Below are 23547 nucleotides of genomic sequence, written 5' to 3' on the forward strand. Positions count from 1 at the left end.
TTATTAATAATAAGATTACTAATTTTAAAGATTGAGAGTTATGTTATCAGCAATTTTATTACAAGCAGCAGCCGGTGCAGGCATCGCTAAACTTGGAGCAACAGTAGGAGCAGGATTAGCTGCTATCGGTGCAGGTATAGGTATCGGATTGATCGGTAAAGGTGCCGTCGAAGGTATCAGCCGCCAACCGTCGGCAGCCGGTGACATCCGTACGTCCATGCTTATCATGGGTGCATTGGTAGAAGGTGTTGCCCTGTTTGCGATCGTAGTATGTTTCTTAGGATTGTTCCAATAAATAAAAGTAAACTATGTCATTGCTCACACCAGACGCAGGGCTTTTATTCTGGATGATCCTTTCTTTCGGAATCGTCTTTGTTATTCTTTCCAAATATGGTTTCCCGGTAATCATCAAAGCCGTGGAACAACGGAAAGAATACATCGATCATTCCCTCGAATCGGCCCGCCAGGCAAACGAACAACTTGCCGGCATCCAGGCCGAAAGCGAAAAGATTCTTGCCCAGGCAAGAGAGCAGCAGAATGAGATTCTGAAACAAGCCCTGGCCGAAAAAGAACAGATTATCAGCGCAGCCCGGCAAAAGGCATCCGCTGAGGCACATCTGCAACTGGAGGAAGCGACACGCCGGATAGGTGAAGAAAAGGACAAAGCCATCCGTGAAGTCCGCACCGAAATCGCCGACCTGTCAGTCGCCATTGCAGAGAAAGTGATGAAAGAGAAAATCAGCCGTACCGATGAACAGGAAAAGATCATCAACGGGCTGCTCGACAATGTTTCGTTTAGTAAATCATAAGATATGGACGTAGGTACAATCTCTTCCCGGTACGTCAAGGCACTCTTTTCGCTGGCAAAAGACAAGCGGCAGGAGGACCGGGTATATGATGACATGAAGATGCTGACCATCAGTTTCGAGCAAGAGCCGGGACTGAAAGCGGTGCTCGACAACCCAATCTTTCCCCTGGAGGAGAAAGTAAAGTTGCTGACTACCGCCGCCGGCCTGGAAGTATGCGAGTTGTTCACCCGTTTTATCCGCCTGGTACTTCAGCACAAGAGAGAGAGCTTGTTACCGCTAATGGCATATATTTATATCCATATGTACCGGAAAGACAAAAAGATCATCCGTGTGTTGTTCAAGACGCCGGCTCCGGTAGATGAAGCGACACAGGAACATTTAAAGAAACGGCTGAAGGAAGAGACCGGCAACACCATCGAATTCATGGGAGTGATCAAGCCGGAACTGATCGGTGGCTTCGTGCTCCGTATCGGTAATACCCGGATAGATGCCAGCTACGCCCGGCAACTGCGGGAAATCAGAAATCAGCTAATCGAAAAAAATTAAAAAAGAAAAACGTATGACAGACCAGATAAAAGTAAGTGAAGTTTCCGCCATTTTACGCGAACAACTGGAAGGTATCAACACCACGATCCATCTGGAAGAGGTGGGCACTGTGCTTCAGGTCAGTGACGGTGTAGCACGTATCTACGGGCTGGACAATGCCGAAGCCAACGAATTGTTGCAATTCGACAACGGAATGGAAGCCATCGTGATGAACCTGGAAGAAGATAACGTAGGTGCCGTATTGCTCGGCCCGACCGACCAGGTAAAAGAGGGCGACACAGTGAAACGTACACGTCGCATCGCTTCCATCAACGTAAGCGAGAATATGATCGGTCGTGTAATCGACCCGCTGGGCAACCCGATCGACGGTAAAGGCGAGATTGTCGGAAAGAAATGCCAGATGCCGCTGGAACGAAAAGCTCCGGGTGTCATTTTCCGCCAGCCGGTAAACGAACCGTTACAGACAGGTATCAAAGCGGTGGATGCCATGATCCCTATCGGACGAGGGCAACGTGAATTGATTATCGGTGACCGTCAGACTGGTAAAACCTCGATCGCCATCGACACGATCATCAATCAACGCAGTAATTATGAAGCCGGCAATCCAGTTTACTGTATCTATGTGGCGATCGGACAGAAAGGATCTACAGTCGCTTCTCTGGTAAACACCTTACAGGAAAAAGGGGCGATGGATTACACGATCGTAGTCAGTGCCACTGCTTCCGACCCGGCTGCCATGCAATATTTCGCTCCTTTTGCCGGAGCTGCCATCGGCGAATATTTCCGCGACAGCGGACGTCATGCGTTAGTTGTCTATGATGACTTGTCGAAACAGGCAGTCGCTTATCGCGAGGTATCCCTGATCCTTCGCCGTCCTTCGGGCCGCGAGGCGTATCCGGGTGATATTTTCTACCTGCATTCACGCCTATTGGAACGTGCAGCGAAAATCATCAACCAACAGGAAGTAGCCAGCCAGATGAACGACCTGCCCGACAGCATGAAAGATAAGGTAAAAGGTGGCGGTTCGCTCACTGCCCTGCCGATTATCGAGACGCAGGCGGGTGATGTGTCGGCTTATATCCCGACCAACGTAATTTCCATCACCGACGGACAGATATTTCTGGAAACAGACCTGTTCAACCAGGGAAACCGTCCGGCTATCAACGTGGGTATTTCCGTATCCCGGGTGGGTGGTAACGCACAGTTGAAAGCGATGAAGAAGGTGGCCGGTACGCTGAAAATCGACCAAGCACAGTTTCGCGAACTGGAATCATTCACGAAATTCGGCGGCGATATGGATGCGGTAACCGCCTTCACGATCGACAAAGGACAGAAAAATACACAACTATTGATACAACCCCAGTATAACCCGATGCCTGTAGAACAGCAAATCGCTATCCTGTATTGCGGCACCAAAGGTTTACTGAAAGAGGTTCCGCTGGATAAGGTACACGATTTTGAAAATGCGTTCTTACAGACTCTGATCACCAATCATCAGAAAGACGTACTCGATATATTAAAATCGGGTGTGATAAATGATGAAGTCAGCCGTATCTTGGAAGAAACAGCCCACCAGGTCAGCGGGGCATATAAAGCAGGTTGATAACAGAAATTAGACTATGGCATCACTGAAAGAGATAAAAATCCGTCTTGCGTCGATCAGAAACACGCAGAAGATCACCTCCGCCATGAGGATGGTGTCTTCTGCCAAACTGCATCATACGCAGACGATTGTCGAACATATGCTCGAATACGAGAGTAAGCTGAGCGCCATATTAAGGGGCACGCTGTCGGCTGAAAGCGATATGAGTTCGCCCTACGCAGCTGTTCGTGAGGTGAAACAGGTGGCTATCGTCGCTTTTTCCTCCAACAGCGGGTTGTGTGGCGCTTTCAATGCGAACATATGGAAAGAGTTAACAGCCCGTCTCCACCGGTATGAGGCGGACGGTATAACCGTGCGCATTTATCCGGTCGGTAAAAAGGTGGCGGACGAACTGCATAAAGCGGGTTATCAAACCAATGATAGCTTCCTTACGATCGGCGACAAACCGGCCTACGAGGATGCTTCGCTACTGGCAACTGCCCTGATGGAGTTGTATATCTCTACCCAGGTCGACCGGGTGGAACTACTCTACCATCATTTCAAGAATATGGCGGAGCAGATACTGACCGAAAAGGTTTTCCTTCCGGTTTCCTTACCGGAAGCAGACCCGGAAAGTGCTTCGAGCAACTATATTCTGGAGCCGTCTGCCGAACAGTTGCTTGCCTTACTGCTCCCCAAAGTGCTCCATCTGAACATCTACACGACCTTGCTCGACACTGTCACTTCCGAGCATGCCGCCCGCATGCTTGCCATGCAGACAGCCAACGACAATGCCAACGACCTGATCCAGGAACTGACGTTGCAATACAACAAAAACCGCCAGCAGGCCATCACCAATGAATTGCTGGATATTATGGGAGGAAGCGGTCAATAATCTTTTACATCATCAGTAATCAATAAAAAATCGAAGCCCCGGCGAATCACTTCGGCGGGGCTCCTGGCTTTAAAATTATTATTGAACAATTTCTAACAACCAAATCTAATACTTAATAGAAGAATAATATCATTAATTGGGCAGTTAGTACACGTAAAAACATTGTCAACGGATAAACTGTAGCATAACCTACTGCCGGAGCATCATTTCCCGCCGTTGCATTCGCATAAGCCAAAGCGGGAGGATCCGTCGTACTGCCGGCCAGCAATCCCATCAACGTATAGTAATTCAGTTTAAAAAAATGCCTGCCAATCAATCCGATGACTAATAAAGGCAGCATTGTTATAATAAAACCGTAACCAATCCAGGCAAATCCGCCTTTATTCACGATAGTATCCACAAAACCATCCCCGGCACTCAGCCCGACACAGGCAAGGAACATGGTTATACCAATCTCCCGGAGCATCAGATTGGCACTCTGGGTAGTATAAGTAACCAGTTTATAACGGTATCCGAAACGGCTGATCAGGATAGCGACAACCAACGGACCACCTGCCAAACCCAGCTTGATAGGTTGAGGAATCCCTGGGAAACTAATTGGAATACTTCCCAGAATAATACCTAAAGCGATACCGATAAATATTGGAATCAGGTTCGGTTCATTCAGACGTTTCATCGAATTACCCAATATCATACCCACCTTATCGACAGCCAGTTCACTACCAACTACGGTTACACGGTCGCCAACCTGCAATTGCAAACCTTGTGTTGCTACCAGTTCCACTCCGGCACGATTCACACGTGTGACATTGATACCATGCAAACGGCGTAACTGCAAATCCCCCAGTTTAGTGCCCGTCAGTTCCGGCTTTGTCACCAAAATGCGGCGGCTGACAAAAGCACTTTCGGCGGGAATCCATTGTTTACGGTCCATCTCTATCTCTTGACCGATAAAGGTTTTTATAGTTTCCGCATCATGTTCTGTCGTGATCACGAATATTTTATCATCTTCTTCCAAAATCGTACTGCCGGTAACAATGTCCACTTTATTGGTCTTGTTACGCCAAATACGGGATATGACAAATTCCCTATGCTCCAACAGGGCGGCAAGCTCCATTATCTTCCTGCCAAAAAGAGCCGGATTCTTCACTATCAGCGATATAGGTGTAGCCTCACTATTATGCACATTATTCTCTTCTTCCAGCTTTTTCGTCTCCTGGTCAAAACTTATATGAAAAATATACCGGACAAACAACATGGAAAGGATGATACCGACGACTCCCAGCGGATAAGCAACGGCATATCCCAATGCAATCGTATCATCGGAAGCCCCCGTCATATCACTAAATGCCTGTTGAGCAGCCCCCAGTCCCGGTGTATTTGTCACTGCACCCGATAAAATACCGACCATCGTCGGAATAGGGATTCCTGTCACAAAATGTATCACCAAGGCCATCATAACCCCGAGAAAGACAATTCCGCAAGCCAGACCATTCAAAGTCATCCCCCCTTTCTTAAAAGAAGAGAAAAAACCGGGTCCGACCTGCATGCCGACTGAATAAACAAACAGGATCAATCCAAACTCTTTAAAGAAATGAATGACAGACGGATTGATTGTAAACCCAAAATGTCCCAGTAGAATGCCGACAAACAATACCAGGGTTATCCCCAGAGAAATCCCAAATACTTTGATTTTCCCAAGTTGGATCCCTATGGCAATAACCAGAGACAGTAAAAGGATGGAATGTCCGATACCTTCTCCCCATAATAATTCATGAATCCATTCCATAGTCAATCACTTTTGAGGCACAGCAAAACTCCACGCCACAACGCGAACAAAGCTTCTCCATGATTTTCATACAATTTAGAATTAATATTCTTTTCGAACCATTTCCCTAACCCACGAGGAAAAACAGCCTTTAACGAACGGCAGGTCTTCTGACTGACTCCCATCCTGAAGCCTTCCCGACACATGTCAGTGGCATAAGTTGTTTTCAGGATGTTATTAGAGCTTCACAGCAGCGGGACTGTCCGGGATTTACACCCGATTCCCTTTTAATCCGTATCATCCGAACAGACAACACGAAACCAATTCGGAGGCAAAGCTACAAAATAAAAGACAAAATCAATATGATAAATACAAGTTTTTTTAAACTTTTACGTTCCTGTTTATTTATAAAACTATGACATAAGCAGAAATCCCTGCCAGCCTCACGGTCGACAGGGATTTACCATTCATAATTCTAACAACAAAATCAAATCGTTACAATGGCATATTGCCATGTTTTTTCGGCGGATTGCTCTGGCTTTTGTTCTTTGCCATCTCCAACGCCTGTATCAGCTTGAAACGAGTCTGCCGCGGCATGATAATCTCGTCGATAAATCCTTGCTCAGCGGCCCGGTAGGGATTAGAGAAGTTTTCCGCATACTCTTTCATAGCCCGCTCTTTCTCTTCTCCGGTTGCTTTTCTATATAAGATATTAACAGCCCCTTCTGCTCCCATAACGGCAATCTCCGCCATTGGGTAAGCCAGATTAACATCGGCACCGGTCGGTTTGCTCGACATAACGATATAAGCACCGCCATAGGCTTTCCGGGTAATCAACGTGATTTTAGGTACGGTCGCTTCCGCATAAGCATAGACGATCTTCGCGCCGTGGCGGATAATACCGTCGTGCTCCTGGGTACATCCCGGAAGAAAACCGGGTACATCTTCAAAAGTAACCAGCGGAATATTGAAACAATCGCAAAAACGGATGAAACGAGCCGCCTTATCCGAAGCATCGATATCCAGCACACCTGCCAGGAATGCCGGCTGGTTGGCAACGATACCGACCGTACGTCCGCCTAAACGGGCAAAACCGACTACGATGTTTTTTGCAAAATGCGGCATTACCTCAAAGAAATAGTGATTATCCACCACCGGTTCAATAATATCTTTTATATCATAAGGAATATTCGGATCATCCGGAATCACCTCCTGCAACGATTCTTCTTCGCGGCGGATATCATCCGTACAAGGAACAAGTGGGGCATCTTCCATATTATTGGCCGGAAGAAAACCGAGTAATTCGCGGATACTCATTAATGTTTCTTCTTCCGTATCACACATAAAATGAGTAACACCGCTCTTGGTACTATGTGTATAAGCACCGCCCAATTCTTCTTTTCCTACTTCTTCATGGGTAACCGCCTTGACCACGTCCGGACCGGTGATAAACATATGGCTTTTTTCTTTCACCATAAAAATAAAATCGGTCAACGCAGGCGAATAGCAGGCTCCTCCGGCACAAGGTCCGAGGATCGCAGAAATCTGCGGAACCACTCCCGAGGCCATCGTATTCTGATAGAAAATGGAAGCATATCCGGCCAGACTGCTGACCCCTTCCTGAATACGGGCACCACCCGAATCATTCAGGGCAATTACCGGCGCTCCGTTTTTCAATGCCAGTTGTTGCACCTTGACGATCTTCGCGGCATTCGTTCCGCTCAATGTTCCTCCGTAAGCGGTAAAGTCATAAGCATAGACAAACACTTGGCGTCCGTCTATCTTGCCATACCCCGAAACGATCCCGTCACCCGCTATTTTGTTCTTTTCCATACCGAAATTGGTACAACGGTGAATGACAAACTTATCCAGTTCGACAAATGTACCCTTATCCAGTAACATGTCAATACGTTCACGGGCAGTCATACGTCCGGCTTCATGCTGTTTCTCTATACGTGCCATACCGCCTCCCAACGAAGCAGCCTTATCCAGTTCTTCAAACGTTTTATATAAATGTTCTTTTCCCATTTTAATCCTCTTTGTCTGTTATTATATCCAAAGTCAGAAGGACCTGGTTGCTCGTCACCGAATCCCCTTCCTTTACCTGCACATCGCGTACCGTGCAGGCCGAACTTACCTTATAATTACTCTGCATCTTCATTGCTTCGATCACTACGACAATATCGCCAGGTTCGAGACGGTCGCCTTTCTGAACAGCAACCTTCACCACCTTGCCGGGCATCGGAGAAATAATCTTATTGTCCTGCCGCTCTTCGCTATTCCTGCGCATACGCAAATATTTCACCTGCGTATCAACAATATCCACACCATAAGAGAGGAAATGGGTATTCACCGTATAGTTTTTACCACTTTCTCCGCGGATCAGTTCTGCATTATACGAAACACCGTTGTGCAAAATAGAACAGGCGCCATTTTCGGCCATTACGACATCGACTTCATAAGGGATACCGTCAATAGTCAACCGGACTTTGTTTCCATCTTTACTGACCAACGAAACATCCGCAACTCTTTTTCCAATATGTATTTCCATAAATAATAATTATTCAATAGTGCTAATGTGCCGATTATTAAATACGCAGGACTCCTTTTTGTAATCCGAATTCACGCCAGCGGCTGATCGGACGATTGTCGGAAGCCTGACCGGATCTGTTTTCCTCCAGATTGACCAGATAATCTATATAGGCAGCGATCATAGCTATATTTTCAGTCTCTGTTCCACCCTCTTCTACGGGATGTTGCAATTGTCCGGCATTTTTTTCAATAAAAGAAGTATCATACTTTCCCTGCACAAAGTCGGATGTATCCATAATCCGACGTAAGTAACCGATATTCGTTTTCAACCCGGTAATCTTATGCTCATGCAATACCCGCCGCATGCGTTCGATCGCATATTGGCGCGTTGTCGCCCAAACGATCAGTTTTCCGATCATCGGGTCGTAATAAACCGGTATTTCATATCCTTCATACACATAACTGTCTACACGGACACCGATGCCGTTCGGCTCTGTCAATTGTTTAATGACACCGGGAGAAGGCATAAAACCGGCTTCTGTATCTTCTGCACAGATACGGCATTCAATGGCATGTCCGCGCTGGACGATCTCCTCCTGGCGGATATGGAGTGGTTCGTTGTTAGCCACCCGGATCTGTTCTTTTACCAGATCGACGCCTAAAACTTCCTCGGTAATCGGATGCTCCACTTGGAGACGCGTATTCATTTCCAGAAAATAAAAATTCCGATGTTTGTCCACCAAAAACTCAATGGTACCAGCACCGGAATAGTTGACAGCTTTTGCCGCAGCAACAGCCTTTTCACCCATATTTTTTCTTAACTCGGGAGTAATGAACGGAGACGGACTTTCCTCCACGATTTTCTGATTACGACGTTGAACGGAACATTCACGTTCGCAAAGATGGATTACATTCCCGTGATTGTCACCCAATACCTGAAATTCGATATGATGAGGTTCCTCTACGAATTTCTCCAGATAAACTGTGTCGTCACCAAAAGACGATAACGATTCCGAACGGGCAGAATGATAAGCTTCCACCACATCTTCTTCTTTATAGCTCAGTCGCATCCCTTTTCCTCCGCCTCCCATAGAGGCTTTCAGCATAACGGGGAAACCGATTTCCTTACATATCCGAACGGCTTCGGCAGCATCCTGCAACGGTTGTTGCGTTCCCGGAACAACCGGCACACCAGCCTCGATCATCCGCTTACGGGCTGATATCTTATCGCCCATCGCCTCCATCGTCTCAGCAGCCGGGCCAATAAAAATAATATTTTCCTCTTTACATCTGCGGGCAAAAGCTGCATTTTCCGAAAGGAAACCATAACCGGGATGAATGGCATCGGCTTTATGAATTTTTGCCGCTTGGATAATCTTTTCAATATCCAGATAACTATCTTTTGATGCAGCAGGCCCTATCAGGCAGGCCTCATCAGCATAAAGTACATGTCGTGCCGCCCGGTCAGCTTCCGAAAAAACAGCCACAGACTGTATTCCCATCTCCCGGCAGGAACGCATCACACGTACGGCGATCTCGCCACGGTTTGCAATTAATATCTTCCGTATCATATCAATGCTTTAAATGTTTATAACGGGGATTCACCTCACAGGCATAGAAATATTTCTTGATCTCATTCAAACAGGAGTTGCACAAACATCCCGGATAATGGACCTTCACATAAGCAAGCTGGAGTTCATCCAATTTCACAGGCACACAATGACAGGCGGATATATCATCTACCCGACAAACAAAAGAGCCCCCACAACGCGGACAATCTTTCTCCATAAATCTGATAAATTTAGAATAAACAATCATTTCGAACCCGTATCCTAACCCACGAGGATATGAGCCTTTAACGAACGGCAGGTCTTCTGACTGACTCCCATCCTGAAGCCTTCCCGACACATGTCAGTGGCATAAGTTGTTTTCAGGATGTTATTAGAGCTTCACAGCAGCGGGACTGTCCGGGATTTACACCCGATTCCCTTTTAATCTGTATTTCCAGAATCAAAAATACAGAACCATTTCGGTGCAAAACTACAAAAATAAAAGACAAAACAATGATATAAAATAAGTTTTTTATACTTTTGCGCCCCGGTTTAGGTTTATCGCCCGTTTTTCCGCCAGCAAAAAGAAACATTCCGGAATAAAATCCGGTTCATATATAAAAAGTACGACATGAGTAGAAATGAATCTTTGCTACCCGTAGCCAAATTCATCGCAGAGTACTCCGCCCATATGATGGGATGCGGGGTACACACATCCCGGGTAGTCCGGAGTTCCAAACGAATAGGAGAAGCATATGGCGCTGATGTTAAAATCAGCATTTTTCAGAAAAATATTATTCTGACGATCTCCGACAATGATACGAAAGAAACATACAGCGAGGTGATCGATATCCCCGCTCTTCCGATAAGTTTCGAGAAGAACGCCAAACTGAGCGCTCTGAGTTGGGAAACGTATGACAAACATTTGCCGTTGGAAGAATTAAAAGATAAATATGAGAAGATTATCGCCAGCCCGCATATCGATCCGCTTTTCGTTCTGATACTGGTGGGCTTTGCCAATGCCTCTTTCTGCCGCCTGTTTGGGGGAGACATAACCTCGATGGGGATTGTCTTTTCTGCGACTATCACCGGTTTTTTCCTGAAACAACAGATGCAGATCCGGAAATTCAATCATTACATAATCTTCGTGGTATCGGCCTTTATTGCATCGCTTTGTGCCTCTACAGCGTTGATATTCGACACGACCTCGGACATTGCACTGGCAACGAGCGTCCTGTTCCTGATACCGGGCGTACCGCTGATCAATGGGGTTATCGACATTGTCGAAGGGTATATACTGACCGGTTTTGCCCGGCTGGTCAATGCGCTGATGCTGATTATCTGTATCGCGATCGGGCTTTCTTTCACATTAATGATGGTAAAAAACAATTTGATATGATAGTATTGGATATTCTTTTAGACGGACTTTTTGCAGCCATTGCAGGTATTGGTTTCGGTGCGATTTCCGACCCACCCATGCGGGCATTTCCTTACATTGCCTTGCTGGCTGCCGTAGGCCATGCCTGCCGATTCTGCCTGATGACTTTCTTCGGGGTGGATATCGCTACCGCCTCCCTGTTCGGGGCATTGGTGATCGGATTCGGAAGTTTGTGGCTGGGAGGCAGGATTTACTGCCCGATGACAGTGCTTTATATCCCGGCTTTATTGCCGATGATCCCAGGCAAATTTGCCTACAACATGGTTTTCTCGCTGATCATGTTCCTCCAGACGATGGACGAACCGGTACAGAAAGCGAAATATATTGAAATGTTCATGTCGAACGGTTTCGTTACCTTCACCGCGATCTTCATGCTGACGGTCGGTGCGACACTGCCGATCTTCCTCCTGCCGGGTAAGGCTTTTTCATTAACACGACGCAAATAAAATCATCAGCATACGAATAACTCTATGGAAATTTTCTGGAAAACGATAGGACTCTACAATGCAGCAACCTGGGAATGGCAACTGGGAATTATCCTGATCGGGATAATACTGACCGTCCTGCTGACCCGCAACCCTCAGCCGTGGGTAAAGAACGGAATGAAAATCTATCTGATTGCCGTCTATCTGTGGATATCAGTCATCTACTACTACATCTACTGTGCCGAGCGCAGCTACAACGAAGTGATGGCCTTATTCTGGGCGATCATGGCGATACTATGGGGATGGGATGCCTTGTCAGGATACACCACTTTCGAACGTACCCGCAAATATGACTGGTTAGCGTACTTCCTGTTTGCCATGCCGTTTATCTATCCGCTTATATCGATGGCACGGGGACTGACTTTCCCGGAAATGACTTCGCCGGTCATGCCTTGTTCGGTCGTTGTTTTCACCATCGGACTCCTGTTGTTCTTCTCTAAGAATATCAACATGTTCATAATCCTGTTTCTGACACACTGGTCGCTGATCGGCTTGTCGAAAACATATTACTTCAATATCCCGGAAGATTTCCTGCTGGCCAGTGCTTCCGTCCCGGCGTTATATCTTTTCTTCAAAGAATATTTCGCCAACAACCTGCACACCGGCTCGAAGCCGAATGCGAAATATGTAAACTTATTACTTATCCTGGTCTGCGTTGCCATTGGGATATTACTGACGACAACCATGTTTATCGAATTACTGAAAGACAAATAGCAATCCGAATAAGCAATTATAGATATTTCGTACCATCAACAGACAGGGCGATCGACCGGAATCGCCCCTGTTTTTTTCTGTTTTTTTGCATAAACAATTGATACATTTCACATTATACCCCATTATCACCAAACAGCCTTTTTGGGAAAACTTTTTATCATCAAAACCTTCAAAGTTTTCCATTTTTACAAATATCGTATCTGATTTACAAGAGTTTGACATAATTTAACCCGTTAAAAGTTTTCCAAAAAGAAAACCATATAATAATTGAGCATACCTTTGCAGAAGAATAAAAAGTAATACACCAATACAATTATCATGATTCAGACAGTTATCAAAAGGGATGGACGTATCGTCGGATTTAATGAGGAAAAAATAGTAACGGCGATCCGTAAAGCGATGCTGCATACGGAAAATGGAGAAGATTTGCAGTTGATCCGACAGATCACGGATCATATTTCATTCAAAGGAGAACCGCAAATGACAGTCGAAGCGATTCAGGACGCTGTCGAACTGGAACTAATGAACAGTAGCCGCAAGGATGTGGCTCAGAAATACATTGCCTACCGCAATCAGCGCAGTGTTGCCCGTAAAGCAAAAACCCGCGATATGTTCCTGGAAATCATCAATATCAAGTCGAACGACATTACCCGCGAAAATGCAAATATGAACGCAGATACCCCCGCAGGTATGATGATGAAATTTTCCAGTGAGACGACCAAACCGTTCGTTGACGATTACCTGTTGAGCGAAGAGGTAAAAGAGGCGGTTGCCAACAATTACCTGCATATTCATGATAAAGATTATTACCCGACCAAGAGCCTGACTTGCGTACAACATCCGCTGGATCGCATCCTTAAATATGGATTCTCGGCCGGACACGGTGAATCGCGCCCCGCCAAACGTATCGAAACGGCAAGTATCCTGGGATGTATCTCTTTAGAAACTGCACAAAATGAGATGCATGGCGGACAGGCGATCCCGGCTTTCGATTTTTACCTGGCACCTTATGTGCGTAACAGCTATATCGAAGAAGTCAAAAATCTGGAAGATCTGAATGGCGTAGACTATTCACACCTTTATAATAAAGAAATAGACGATTATGTAACCCGTCCGCTGGATGGCCTGACCGGAGACAAACGACTCGTACAGCATGCTATCAATAAAACCGTCAGCCGCGTTCATCAGTCCATGGAGGCTTTCATCCACAACATGAACACGATCCATTCACGCGGTGGTAACCAGGTGGTATTCAGTTCCATCAACTACGGAACGGATACGTCTGCCGAAGGCCGCTGCATTATCCGTGAATTGCTGAAAAGCACATACCGGGGTGTCGGCAACGGCGAAACTGCCATTTTCCCGATTCAGATATGGAAAAAGAAACGGGGCGTAAGTTATCTGCCGGAAGACCGGAACTATGACCTGTATGAACTGGCCTGCAAAGTGACAGCCCGCCGCTTCTTCCCGAATTTCCTGAACCTGGATGCCACATTCAATCAGCATGAAGACTGGAGAGCCGACGATCCCGAACGTTACAAATACGAAGTGGCAACCATGGGATGCCGTACCCGCGTATTCGAAAACCGTTTCGGACCGAAAACATCTATCGGACGCGGCAACCTGTCGTTCTCGACGATCAACATCGTACGTCTGGCAATCGAATGCATGGATATTAAAAATAAGGAAGAGCGGATTGCCCGTTTCTTCGCAAAACTGGATGAAATGCTGGAAACTACGGCCCTTCAACTTCATGAACGTATGGAATTTCAGAAAACGGCTTATGCCAAACAGTTCCCACTGCTGATGTCCTCTTTATGGCTGGGCAGCGAGAAACTGAAACCGACCGATACAATTGCCCCGGTCATCAACCAGGGCACACTGGGAATCGGATTCATCGGACTGGCAGAATGCCTGGTTGCCCTGACCGGCAAACATCACGGCGAAGATGCAGCCTCACAGGAACTGGGATTACGGATCGTGACTTATATGCGCGACCGTGTAAACCAGTTCTCGGAACGTTATCAGCATAATTACAGTGTACTGGCAACTCCGGCAGAAGGACTTTCCGGTAAGTTTACCGCTAGAGACCGCAAAAAATTCGGACCGTTACCCGGTATTACCGACCGAGATTATTACACGAATTCCAACCATGTCCCGGTATATTACAAATGTAGCGCCCGCCATAAAGCAGAAGTAGAAGCCCCTTACCACGCACTGACAGGCGGCGGCCATATCTTCTATGTGGAAATAGACGGCGACGCCACCCACAACCCGGAAGTGATCATGAAGGTGGTCGACATGATGGATAAATACAATATCGGCTACGGCTCGGTAAACCATAACCGCAACCGCTGTCTGGATTGTGGCTACGAAAACGCAGCCAACCATCTGGACGAATGCCCCAAATGCGGCAGCAAACATCTGGACAAGCTACAACGCATCACCGGCTATCTGGTAGGTACAACCGATCGCTGGAACAATGCCAAGTTAGCGGAGTTGAATGACAGAATTATTCATAATTAGAAAAATACGATGTTATCGATTATTGATATTATAGAAGATACGACTGTAGACGGTCCGGGATTCCGGACCGCTATCTACGCTGCCGGCTGCCCAAACCAGTGTCCGGGTTGCCATAACCCTGAATCGTGGGATATCAATAAGGGCCGACCTGTTCCTACTGAAGAGATACTGGAAAAGGTCCTCGCAGACGATTTTGCAGATGTAACTTTCAGCGGGGGCGACCCGATGTTTCAGCCGGAAGAATTCACCAAGCTGGCACGAGCCATCAAAGAAAAAAGCCAGAAAAACATCTGGTGTTACACCGGATATACATTTGAGAAACTGCTGGAAAACCCGAAACAGGCCGCACTGCTTCAATATGTAGACGTTCTGGTAGACGGTAAATTCAAACAAGCCCTCCATGACGAAAGCCTCCTGTTCCGAGGTAGCAGTAACCAGCGATTGATCGATGTCAAAAAATCACTGAAAGAAAATAAAGTCGTTTTCTATAATTATAACCCGTTTATATAAAAAGCAAAACGACAAAAGAATAAGACATATACAAACATTATGACAGATAACAGCCTTAAATGAGAACAGACTTATTTTTCATTTAGTCATTCCAGAAAGGCTCACTACACATTTATTAACATATAGACTATCCAATAGCTACTTTTTATCTCGTTTTAAACGAAGTTCGAATTTGTTTAAAACAAAATTTAATTCGTTTAAAACGAGATAAAATTTTGTTGTAGTAGAAATTGCGCCTTTTTTAGACTAAAAATTTGTTAATTAAGACATCCGCAATACAACTATCAGTACTATTAAAAGAGAAAATTACATGTTTTTAGGCAGTTTTCATTTCCAGAACAACCAAAAATCAGCATCTGCAGCGAATAGCAATATATCAACATAACAACAGAAAACATAACAGATCAGCTATAGTTCATAAACAATATACAACATTCTGCTAAAGTTATCACAATAATCAAGACACAACGAGCAAAAGAAACCTCACGAGAGGCTCATAAAAACAAACCAACATTCCCACCAGCCCATACAAACCATCCACCCCACACACAAATATCATTTTGATAATCAATTAATTTCCCTGTGACTTTTCTGACAGAAAGATTTTTTAATGAATAAATATTATTTGTATTCAAAAATACTTTACTACTTTTGCAGCGGATTAAGGTGAATCACAATGCATTCTGCAAGTGATGAGAGGGAATCCGGTGAAAGTCCGGAACAATGCCCGTTGCTGTAATCCCGTTCCGGTGACTGCCGGAAATGCTTGCAACTCCATGCCACTGACGAAAGTCGGGAAGGCTTTGCAAAGCCGGGAAAGTCAGAAAACCTGCCTGATCAATTGTATTCGTGCTTTCGGGATAAAAAGCAGGGATTAACAAGGCGGAATTTCAAAACAAATTCTTCCAACTTATTTGCTTACTTATATGAGACTGAAAGGTATTGCTATGTCTTTACTTTCGGTGTGTGTGCTTACACCTGCAACAACATTTGCAGAAACACTGGCTACTGATACACCGGATAAAGAACAGGTACAAACCGGCATTTGTGTGTTGACCGGCAAAATCATTGACTCCGAAACAGGAGAAGGTATACCTATGGCTACAATCAATGTTCCCGGAACATTGATTGGCACCGCCTGTGACGCAGACGGTCGTTTCCGGCTGGAACTAATCGAAGGCAAAAGTTATAATTTATTGGTCCGTTCCACCGGATACATGGAACAACGCATCAAAATCGATTCCAACGGCCCCGCCAAACAGATGGATATCCAGATGAATGCAGGGATATTCGACCTAAACGAGGTGGTCGTTACCGGGACGCGCACAGAAAAACTCATCAAAAACTCTCCCGTACTGACCAAACTGATCCCGGCCTCACAACTACAACGCAATGATTTTGAAAACATCATGGACGCGTTGGAGTTTACAATTCCCGGATTACAGTTCAATAGTGACCCGCGCGGCGACAATATTCGCATCCAGGGACTTGAGAACAAATATATACTCATACTGGTAGATGGCGAGCGCCTGTCCAATACACCCGGTGGTCCGATTGATTTCGAACGTCTGAGTACATCCAATATCAAACAGATAGAAGTTGTAAAAGGCGCAGCCTCAGCATTGTATGGTTCCAGTGCAATCGGTATGATCATTAATATCATCACGAAAACACCCGAACGTCCAGCCGAAGGATGGGCCAAAGTACGCTATTCACGCTACAATGAGCTTCTGATGGATGCAGCCTTTGGTACCAAATACAAGAATTTTACATCGCAGACATTATTCAACCGGAACTCGACAGACGGGTATGACCTGACTCCCGATTCACCGGGAAACTATACCCAGAACCCGTCGGCCAATATGACAATATCCGAAAAACTGGGATGGGAATATAATCACACGAAGATAAACGTATCGGCCGATTTCTTCCTTAATGAAGAAAAAAATCCGAAATTAAGCGATGAAGTAACCCATTACAAGAGTTTCAACAAAACATTCCGTGCCGGTATAGAGCAGCAATTGGGAGAAAAAAATCTGTTGAAAGGGGTTTACTATGGAGACTTTTACATCCGTCGTACAGTTTTTGAAAAGCTGGATTCAATTGGTAAAAATGCCACATCCAATGTACAGACTCTGCGTCTGACGGATATTTATACCCCACTCGATAATCTGCAGGGAATAGGCGGCATTGAGTTCAATTGGAATAAAGATTATAATGTCAAACAATACGGTGAAAATCTGAAAACCCGCAAGGTAAACGATATCAACGGATTTGTACAACTGGACTGGAAAGTTATCCCGGAACTCGATATTATCGGTGGTTTCCGTTATACGCATCATTCTGTTTTCGGAGATGCCTATACACCGAAAGTCAACGTCATGTACTCACCCGGAAATCTCCGTTTACGTGCCGGTTACAGCAAAGGATTCAAGGCTCCGGATGCAACTGAATTATTTTCTGATTTTCAGATGGGATCGGTATCCCACAATATAGGAAACCCGGATTTAAAAGCCGAACATTCCAATTATTATTCTTTTTCTGCCGAATACACATTCAATAAATTGAATATAAGCGGAGAAATTTATCAAAATGATATTAAAGACAAGATACAGTCGTATAACGTTATTGTCGATCTGCCCGGTGGAGGCCAGGAAGCACAACTGCGATACAGAAATGTAGATAACGCCCGTATCCGGGGTGCCGAAATCTCCCTCACTTATAAACCGTTCCAATGGGTAAATCTGCAAGGGACTTATGACTTTACAGATGCTCAGGATAAAGCGACCGGATTGCAATTGACAGGAAACACTAAACATGCACTCAACTGTAATGCCATGTTTATGTTCGATTTGTTCAAACGGGAAACGACGGTTTCTGTTGCCGGAAGATGGACTTCAAAGAAAATCAATTTCCGCGAAAAGACTATAACAGATCCCGAAACCGGAGAAACCACCCAGCAAATGGTTGACAGTCCGCAGGATGCCTACAGTTTGTGGAAACTGACCGTACAATACAGTATCTGGAAACACAAATATATGAACTTGCTGTTAACGGCTGGCGTACAAAATATTTTCAATTACACCGATCCTGTCAACTTTACAACTTACGATTCGGGACGTCGTGTTTTCGGCTCCGTTATTTTCAAATTCTAATATGCGATTATGAACATTATAAATTTTAATCATTTTATGAAAACGAGTAATTTTAAATTTTCAGTATCCGGTCTAAAACAGATCATGGTACTTGTTACATTGTGTTTGCTTTCTTCCGGATTCATTGCTTGTAGTGACGATGAGAAAGAGGAACCGGAAGTTCCGGCAGAGGCTAAATCTTTCACGGTTCATGCAACCAGTACCAATCCTGATGATTGGTGTTATTTTTCTTTTGAAAAAGGAGACAGTGTAGTAATAGACAAAGCAAATGCTGCTAAAGACCAAACCTGGGATATCGCATTCCAACGTTTTTATGTACGCACCAACAGCGGTACTTCCGGCAACGGACAAGGAGGAGCATTGGACACAAAACAAACAACATTCGATGCTGTAACTACAGTTCCGACAAGCGGTTTCATTGCTGACTCAAAAGAAAAAATGATGTTGATTATGAGCAAATTTGAGGAACACTCACTCAACACGGCTTTTCAGGCACCCGGGTATGAAGAATATTATTCATGGACCTGGTATAATTACATGATAAACACTTGGTTTCCAAATAATAATGTATTTATTATTAGAACAGCAGATGGAAAACATTATGCCAAATTAATATTTAAACAATACAAAGACGATAAAGGTGTTTCAGGTCACCCCACTTTTGAATACATATATCCGTTTAAATAGTAATTAGTTAATCAACGCAAAGGAAGGGAGATACATCAGACACACATCACACTCTTTCCACTCTCCCTTCCCTTTGCCATTTTTTATATAAGTATGTCTGTTATTCAATTCCTCTGTCAACACAAATCCGCAGGATGGAAAGCCGGGCTGGCACTTTTGCTGGTACTCGGCTTATATGCTTTTTATAGCCTGTTGTTATCACCCACCAAGATTGCGTTGGTGAACTTCCCCTCCTATCAAGTATCCAACATCGCGATGGCCAACGACAGCCGCTTGATAAAAGTGAAAGAAGTCAAGGCCGAAGATGCGTCATCGCTCAAAAGCTACGATGCCATCCTCCTTTTCGGACCGGGGTTGCGCCTGACGGAAGAACAGACAGAAAATATCGAGATCGCCGGAAAGAAAGGAACTGCCGTATACACCTTTGTCTTCTCCTCCGGCTCCATCAACAACCACCATGTAGACAGTTTACAAGAACAGCAACTAGATATTTATTATAACAACCGAAGCCGCAAGAACTACCGGAACATGCTATATTATATCCGCAGCACGTTCGACAGCCGAAAACTTTTCCAGACAAAAGCCGGGGAACCGTTATTGATTCCTTCCGACATTTTTTTCCACCTGGAAGAGGGTGTGTTCTTCCGGACAGCCGACGAACTGACCAACCACCTTCGCGAAAAGAAACTATATAAAGAGAATGCCCCGCGTATCGCCTTCGTTTCAGGTATGACCTCACCGCTGGAAGGCAACCGGAGTTATATCGACAGTCTGATCACCCGACTGACGGATGCAGGTTTCAATGTCTATCCGATTGCCTCTGCTGCCCGACGCCAGGAACTGATGGAAAGTGTACATCCGGATGCCGTCGTTTACCTGCCGATGGGACGGCTGGGCGGTGACAAGACTGTAGAGTGGCTGACAGAAAACAATATCCCGCTCTTCTGTCCGCTTTCCATCATGCTGAGTCGCGACGAATGGCTGAGCGATGACAAGAACAAAGGCGTAACCGGCGGTTATCTGACTGCACGCATCGTTCTTCCCGAAATAGACGGAGGCATCGATCCGCTCGTTATCTCTACACAGAACCAGCATCCAAACGGCTATTTTATGTTTGATGCGGAGAGTGAACGCCTGGATAACTTTACACAAAATGTAAAAAACTACCTGCAACTGCGCAATAAACCCAATAAAGAGAAACGCCTGGCAATCTGTTATTTCAAAGCAGCCGGACAAGCATCACTCGTAGCCGCCGGGCTGGAAGTAGCTCCCTCTCTTTACGAATTGCTGAAACGGCTGAAACAGGAAGGTTACCAGGTAGACGGACTGCCCGACACCTTCGACAGTTTCAACCAATTGCTAAAGAAACAGGGAGCCGTATTGGGAGCTTATGCCAAAGGGGCACAGGACGATTTCATGAAAAACGGGAATCCGTTATGGGTTAGTAAAAGTACATATGAACAGTGGGCTAGCCAGACGCTCGTCCCCGAAAAATATAAGGAGGTTGTCGACAAATATGGCGAAGCGCCGGGCGATTACCTGAGTACAACACGGGACGGAGAACCTTCGCTGGCTATCGCACGCCTGCAATTCGGAAATGTCGTATTATTTCCTCAACCACATGCTGCCGAAGGGGATGACGAGTTCCAAATCGTACATGGAGCAAGCGTAGCACCGCCACATGCTTATCTGGCTCCTTATCTTTGGGTGCAAAATGAATTTAAAGCAGATGCCCTGATCCATTTCGGGACACACGGTAGTTTGGAGTTCACCCCAGGCAAACAGGCAGGATTATCCAATAGGGACTGGCCGGATTGCCTGATAGGCAGCCTGCCTCATTTCTACTATTACAGTATTGCCAATGTAGGTGAAGCGATCATCGCCAAACGGCGTACGCATGCCGTCATGCTATCGCATCTTACGCCTCCGTTCATGGGAAGTCGTACACGGGGACGTTTCTCCGGCTTGTTCAGCGACATCGATGCCTGGTATCAGGCACCGGAGAGCAAACAGCAGGAGATTGGTCTGAAAATAAAAGCCTCCGTATTAAAACTGGGATTACAAAGGGACTTACAACTCGACAGCATCGCCAATAAGCCCTACACGGCAGAAGAGATAGAACGTATCGAAAACTTCGCCGAAGAAATTGCCAATGAGAAGATGACCGGGCGACTTTATACACTCGGACAGACTTACACCCCGGAAGATATCGAATCGACCGTGATAGCCATGTCGGCTGACCCGTTGGCATACAGCCTGGCACGCTTGGATGCTCTGAACGGAAAGATCACCCGCAAACAACTGGAAAACAACACCTATATTTCCCGTCGCTACCTCACCCCGGTCAAAAGTAAGCTGAAACAGCTGCTCGCTTCGCCGGTACAAAATCCGGAACGGCTGATGCAGGATTTTGCCTCACTGAGCCGCGCCGACCTGATGAAGGCACGTGCTACTGATATGGCCGTCAATCCCCGCCAGTTATCCATGAGTGAAATGATGGCAATGGCCGCCGGCGACGAGAATGACAATTCCGGTAAAAGCGACGAAAGCGGAGGCATGAAAATGCCGGCTGGCATTCCTAAAGTAGGTAAAATGCCGGACTGGGTAAAAAAACGAATCGAAGCCCGTAAACAGGCAAAAAAAGAAGGAAAAAAAGCCGTTCTGCCGGAAGTACCGCAGGAAGAGAAAGACTTTTCTTTCGCCGTTCTGGAAATCGAACGTACACTGAAAAACGTACTCAGTTACAAACAATTACTCGAATCATCCCCGGAATCGGAACTACAAGGTTTCTTGCATGCCCTGAACGGAGGCTATATCGCCCCCAGTCCCGGTGGTGATGTGGTTCTCTCGCCCAACACCCTGCCAACCGGACGGAACATGTACTCCATCAATGCCGAAGCAACACCCGGCACACGTGCCTGGGACAACGGAAAAGCATTGGCTGAAGCTACTTTGCACACTTATTTCAAGAAACACGAAGACTGGCCTCGAAAGGTCAGCTATACTTTCTGGGCCGGCGAATTTATCGAGACCGAAGGCGCCACCCTGGCACAAGCCCTCTATATGCTGGGAGTAGAGCCGGTACGTGACGGCATGGGGCGTGTTACCGATATCCGCCTGATTCCTTCTGAGGAATTAAAACGTCCGCGTATCGACATTGTCGTCCAGACTTCCGGACAACTCCGCGACCTGGCCGCCTCCCGTCTGGCAATGTTGAGTAAGGCGGTAGCCATGGCCGCTAAATCGGAAGGGGACCAATATGGCAACTATGTAGCTGAAGGCACCGTCGAATCGGAAAAACGACTGGTTGAAAAAGGCATATCCCCCAAAGAGGCCCGCGAACTGTCGACGATGCGCATATTCGGTGCCGTAAACGGCGGCTACGGAACCGGTATCACCGGACTCGTAGAAAAAGGGGATGCTTGGGAAAAAGAGTCGCAGATTGCAGACACTTATCTGAACAATATGGGAGCCATTTACGGTGATCCTGATAAATGGGGAGAAGTCGTCAAAGACCTGTTCGAAGTTGCCCTGCAAAACACCGATGTTGTGATGCAACCACGTCAGAGCAACACCTGGGGGGCTTTAAGCCTGGACCATATGTATGAATTTATGGGAGGATTGAATCTCTCCGTACGTAATGTCACCGGCAAAGACCCGGAGGCTTATCTGTCCGATTACCGCAACCGCCATAATATCCGCCTGCAAAACCTGCGGGAAGCAATCGGAGTAGAAAGTCGTACAACCCTGCTTAACCCGGAATACATCAAAGAAAAGATGAAAGGCGGAGCGACAACGGCTGAGAATTTCTCCAAGACATTCCGTAACACCTATGGCTGGAATGTAATGAAACCTTCCACCATCGACAATGAATTGTGGGATGACCTGTATAAAATGTATGTCCTCGACGAGCAGCAACTGGGAATACATAACTTCTTCCGGAAAGAAAGTCCAGCCGCCCTCGAAGAAATGACTGCCGTCATGCTCGAAACCGCCCGCAAAGGATACTGGAAAGCGACAAACGAACAATTGCAGCAAATAGCCGAACTGCATACGAACCTGGTCAACGAATTCAAACCGGCCTGCACAGGATTTGTCTGCGACAATGACAAACTGAAAGAGTTTATCGCCTCCCATACCTCCACAGAACAAGCCCGCACATATCAGCGGAATATCACTGCAATAAAAGAGGCTTTGGTAGAAACCGGACAACAAGTCGTTCTGAAAAAAGACCAACTGACACAACAGCCTCAAACGGAAAGCCAGACATTGGATGGTATATTAATCGGCGTTACGGTTATGGCCTTATTCGTCATGTTGGTTTTTATCCTGAAACGGAGAAAAAAGTAA

General features: G+C 46.0%; 18 protein-coding genes and 3 riboswitches. Of the genes, 13 read left to right on the plus strand and 5 right to left on the minus strand.

Going from position 1 to position 23547, the window contains the following annotated elements; translation table 11 throughout:
* Positions 1 to 40 precede the first annotated feature (40 nt).
* Genes atpE through NBH15_RS05960 form a run of 5 tightly spaced genes read left to right on the plus strand, consistent with a single transcriptional unit; the run spans position 41 to position 3832 of the window.
* Positions 41 to 295 (plus strand): ATP synthase F0 subunit C, encoded by a 255-nt coding sequence (atpE, locus tag NBH15_RS05940; protein ID WP_007655657.1) that lies wholly within the window; start codon positions 41 to 43, stop codon positions 293 to 295.
* A gap of 13 nt (positions 296 to 308) precedes the next feature.
* Positions 309 to 809 carry a F0F1 ATP synthase subunit B gene (atpF, locus tag NBH15_RS05945; RefSeq protein ID WP_007655658.1) on the plus strand — a complete coding sequence of 167 codons (501 nt, stop codon included), beginning with the start codon at positions 309 to 311 and terminating at the stop codon, positions 807 to 809.
* Between the two features lie 3 nt (positions 810 to 812).
* Positions 813 to 1355, plus strand: coding sequence for a F0F1 ATP synthase subunit delta (locus tag NBH15_RS05950; protein WP_250822198.1), 543 nt, complete (start codon positions 813 to 815; stop codon positions 1353 to 1355).
* 13 nt (positions 1356 to 1368) lie between these two features.
* Positions 1369 to 2958, plus strand: a complete 1590-nt coding sequence (gene atpA, locus NBH15_RS05955; RefSeq protein ID WP_128133876.1) for a F0F1 ATP synthase subunit alpha — start codon at positions 1369 to 1371, stop codon at positions 2956 to 2958.
* A 16-nt stretch (positions 2959 to 2974) separates the two neighbouring features.
* The gene (locus NBH15_RS05960) at positions 2975 to 3832 is read left to right on the plus strand and encodes a F0F1 ATP synthase subunit gamma (protein WP_250822199.1); all 858 of its coding nucleotides are present in this window, start codon (positions 2975 to 2977) and stop codon (positions 3830 to 3832) included.
* A 112-nt stretch (positions 3833 to 3944) separates the two neighbouring features.
* Here the strand turns inward: NBH15_RS05960 and NBH15_RS05965 are convergent, their stop codons facing one another.
* The 5 genes from NBH15_RS05965 to NBH15_RS05985 form a co-directional block, all read right to left on the minus strand.
* Positions 3945 to 5621: a putative transporter gene (locus tag NBH15_RS05965; protein WP_250822200.1), complete on the minus strand. Its 1677-nt coding sequence runs from the start codon at positions 5619 to 5621 to the stop codon at positions 3945 to 3947.
* A gap of 122 nt (positions 5622 to 5743) precedes the next feature.
* A riboswitch (cobalamin riboswitch) is annotated at positions 5744 to 5940 on the minus strand.
* Between the two features lie 155 nt (positions 5941 to 6095).
* Complete coding sequence (locus tag NBH15_RS05970; RefSeq protein ID WP_186958398.1) at positions 6096 to 7628, minus strand: acyl-CoA carboxylase subunit beta; 1533 nt, start codon at positions 7626 to 7628, stop codon at positions 6096 to 6098.
* Between the two features lies 1 nt (position 7629).
* Positions 7630 to 8151 (minus strand): acyl-CoA carboxylase biotin carboxyl carrier protein subunit, encoded by a 522-nt coding sequence (locus NBH15_RS05975; RefSeq protein WP_128133873.1) that lies wholly within the window; start codon positions 8149 to 8151, stop codon positions 7630 to 7632.
* Between the two features lie 37 nt (positions 8152 to 8188).
* A complete protein-coding gene (accC, locus tag NBH15_RS05980) occupies positions 8189 to 9703 on the minus strand; it encodes an acetyl-CoA carboxylase biotin carboxylase subunit (protein WP_250822201.1) in 1515 nt (504 codons plus the stop codon).
* A gap of 1 nt (position 9704) precedes the next feature.
* Positions 9705 to 9920 (minus strand): cysteine-rich CWC family protein, encoded by a 216-nt coding sequence (locus tag NBH15_RS05985; protein WP_128133871.1) that lies wholly within the window; start codon positions 9918 to 9920, stop codon positions 9705 to 9707.
* A gap of 59 nt (positions 9921 to 9979) precedes the next feature.
* Positions 9980 to 10177, minus strand: a riboswitch (cobalamin riboswitch).
* A 136-nt stretch (positions 10178 to 10313) separates the two neighbouring features.
* Between NBH15_RS05985 and NBH15_RS05990 the strand changes: the two genes are divergently transcribed.
* The 8 genes from NBH15_RS05990 to NBH15_RS06025 all read left to right on the plus strand — a co-directional run bounded on the left by NBH15_RS05990 (position 10314) and on the right by NBH15_RS06025 (position 23547).
* Positions 10314 to 11081, plus strand: a complete 768-nt coding sequence (locus NBH15_RS05990; RefSeq protein WP_244050337.1) for a threonine/serine exporter family protein — start codon at positions 10314 to 10316, stop codon at positions 11079 to 11081.
* Positions 11078 to 11566 (plus strand): threonine/serine exporter family protein, encoded by a 489-nt coding sequence (locus NBH15_RS05995; RefSeq protein WP_007655663.1) that lies wholly within the window; start codon positions 11078 to 11080, stop codon positions 11564 to 11566. Before NBH15_RS05990 ends, NBH15_RS05995 begins: the two co-directional genes overlap by 4 nt.
* A gap of 24 nt (positions 11567 to 11590) precedes the next feature.
* Positions 11591 to 12319: a DUF6064 family protein gene (locus NBH15_RS06000; RefSeq protein ID WP_250822202.1), complete on the plus strand. Its 729-nt coding sequence runs from the start codon at positions 11591 to 11593 to the stop codon at positions 12317 to 12319.
* 318 nt (positions 12320 to 12637) lie between these two features.
* Complete coding sequence (locus NBH15_RS06005; protein ID WP_250822203.1) at positions 12638 to 14845, plus strand: anaerobic ribonucleoside triphosphate reductase; 2208 nt, start codon at positions 12638 to 12640, stop codon at positions 14843 to 14845.
* A 9-nt stretch (positions 14846 to 14854) separates the two neighbouring features.
* Complete coding sequence (nrdG, locus tag NBH15_RS06010; protein ID WP_128133869.1) at positions 14855 to 15355, plus strand: anaerobic ribonucleoside-triphosphate reductase activating protein; 501 nt, start codon at positions 14855 to 14857, stop codon at positions 15353 to 15355.
* A 646-nt stretch (positions 15356 to 16001) separates the two neighbouring features.
* A riboswitch (cobalamin riboswitch) is annotated at positions 16002 to 16206 on the plus strand.
* Positions 16207 to 16281: 75 nt separating this feature from the next.
* Positions 16282 to 18510 (plus strand): TonB-dependent receptor, encoded by a 2229-nt coding sequence (locus tag NBH15_RS06015; protein ID WP_250822204.1) that lies wholly within the window; start codon positions 16282 to 16284, stop codon positions 18508 to 18510.
* 36 nt (positions 18511 to 18546) lie between these two features.
* Positions 18547 to 19197, plus strand: a complete 651-nt coding sequence (locus NBH15_RS06020) for an HmuY family protein (protein WP_158579649.1) — start codon at positions 18547 to 18549, stop codon at positions 19195 to 19197.
* A gap of 93 nt (positions 19198 to 19290) precedes the next feature.
* The gene (locus NBH15_RS06025; protein WP_250822205.1) at positions 19291 to 23547 is read left to right on the plus strand and encodes a cobaltochelatase subunit CobN; all 4257 of its coding nucleotides are present in this window, start codon (positions 19291 to 19293) and stop codon (positions 23545 to 23547) included.

The sequence above is a fragment of the Parabacteroides caeci genome (assembly GCF_023656795.1).
Lineage (GTDB): Bacteria > Bacteroidota > Bacteroidia > Bacteroidales > Tannerellaceae > Parabacteroides > Parabacteroides segnis.

What these genes read in the sequence shown, in the direction of transcription:
- NBH15_RS05990 (WP_244050337.1), top strand. Translation starts at nt 10,314, where the DNA reads ATGAGTAGAAATGAATCTTTGCTACCCGTAGCCAAATTCATCGCAGAG.
- accC (WP_250822201.1), bottom strand. Translation starts at nt 9,703, where the DNA reads ATGATACGGAAGATATTAATTGCAAACCGTGGCGAGATCGCCGTACGT.
- NBH15_RS06020 (WP_158579649.1), top strand. Translation starts at nt 18,547, where the DNA reads ATGAAAACGAGTAATTTTAAATTTTCAGTATCCGGTCTAAAACAGATC.
- atpA (WP_128133876.1), top strand. Translation starts at nt 1,369, where the DNA reads ATGACAGACCAGATAAAAGTAAGTGAAGTTTCCGCCATTTTACGCGAA.
- NBH15_RS05950 (WP_250822198.1), top strand. Translation starts at nt 813, where the DNA reads ATGGACGTAGGTACAATCTCTTCCCGGTACGTCAAGGCACTCTTTTCG.
- NBH15_RS05965 (WP_250822200.1), bottom strand. Translation starts at nt 5,621, where the DNA reads ATGGAATGGATTCATGAATTATTATGGGGAGAAGGTATCGGACATTCC.
- nrdG (WP_128133869.1), top strand. Translation starts at nt 14,855, where the DNA reads ATGTTATCGATTATTGATATTATAGAAGATACGACTGTAGACGGTCCG.
- NBH15_RS06025 (WP_250822205.1), top strand. Translation starts at nt 19,291, where the DNA reads ATGTCTGTTATTCAATTCCTCTGTCAACACAAATCCGCAGGATGGAAA.
- NBH15_RS05975 (WP_128133873.1), bottom strand. Translation starts at nt 8,151, where the DNA reads ATGGAAATACATATTGGAAAAAGAGTTGCGGATGTTTCGTTGGTCAGT.
- NBH15_RS05995 (WP_007655663.1), top strand. Translation starts at nt 11,078, where the DNA reads ATGATAGTATTGGATATTCTTTTAGACGGACTTTTTGCAGCCATTGCA.
- NBH15_RS05960 (WP_250822199.1), top strand. Translation starts at nt 2,975, where the DNA reads ATGGCATCACTGAAAGAGATAAAAATCCGTCTTGCGTCGATCAGAAAC.
- NBH15_RS05985 (WP_128133871.1), bottom strand. Translation starts at nt 9,920, where the DNA reads ATGGAGAAAGATTGTCCGCGTTGTGGGGGCTCTTTTGTTTGTCGGGTA.
- NBH15_RS06000 (WP_250822202.1), top strand. Translation starts at nt 11,591, where the DNA reads ATGGAAATTTTCTGGAAAACGATAGGACTCTACAATGCAGCAACCTGG.
- NBH15_RS06015 (WP_250822204.1), top strand. Translation starts at nt 16,282, where the DNA reads ATGAGACTGAAAGGTATTGCTATGTCTTTACTTTCGGTGTGTGTGCTT.
- NBH15_RS06005 (WP_250822203.1), top strand. Translation starts at nt 12,638, where the DNA reads ATGATTCAGACAGTTATCAAAAGGGATGGACGTATCGTCGGATTTAAT.
- NBH15_RS05970 (WP_186958398.1), bottom strand. Translation starts at nt 7,628, where the DNA reads ATGGGAAAAGAACATTTATATAAAACGTTTGAAGAACTGGATAAGGCT.
- atpE (WP_007655657.1), top strand. Translation starts at nt 41, where the DNA reads ATGTTATCAGCAATTTTATTACAAGCAGCAGCCGGTGCAGGCATCGCT.
- atpF (WP_007655658.1), top strand. Translation starts at nt 309, where the DNA reads ATGTCATTGCTCACACCAGACGCAGGGCTTTTATTCTGGATGATCCTT.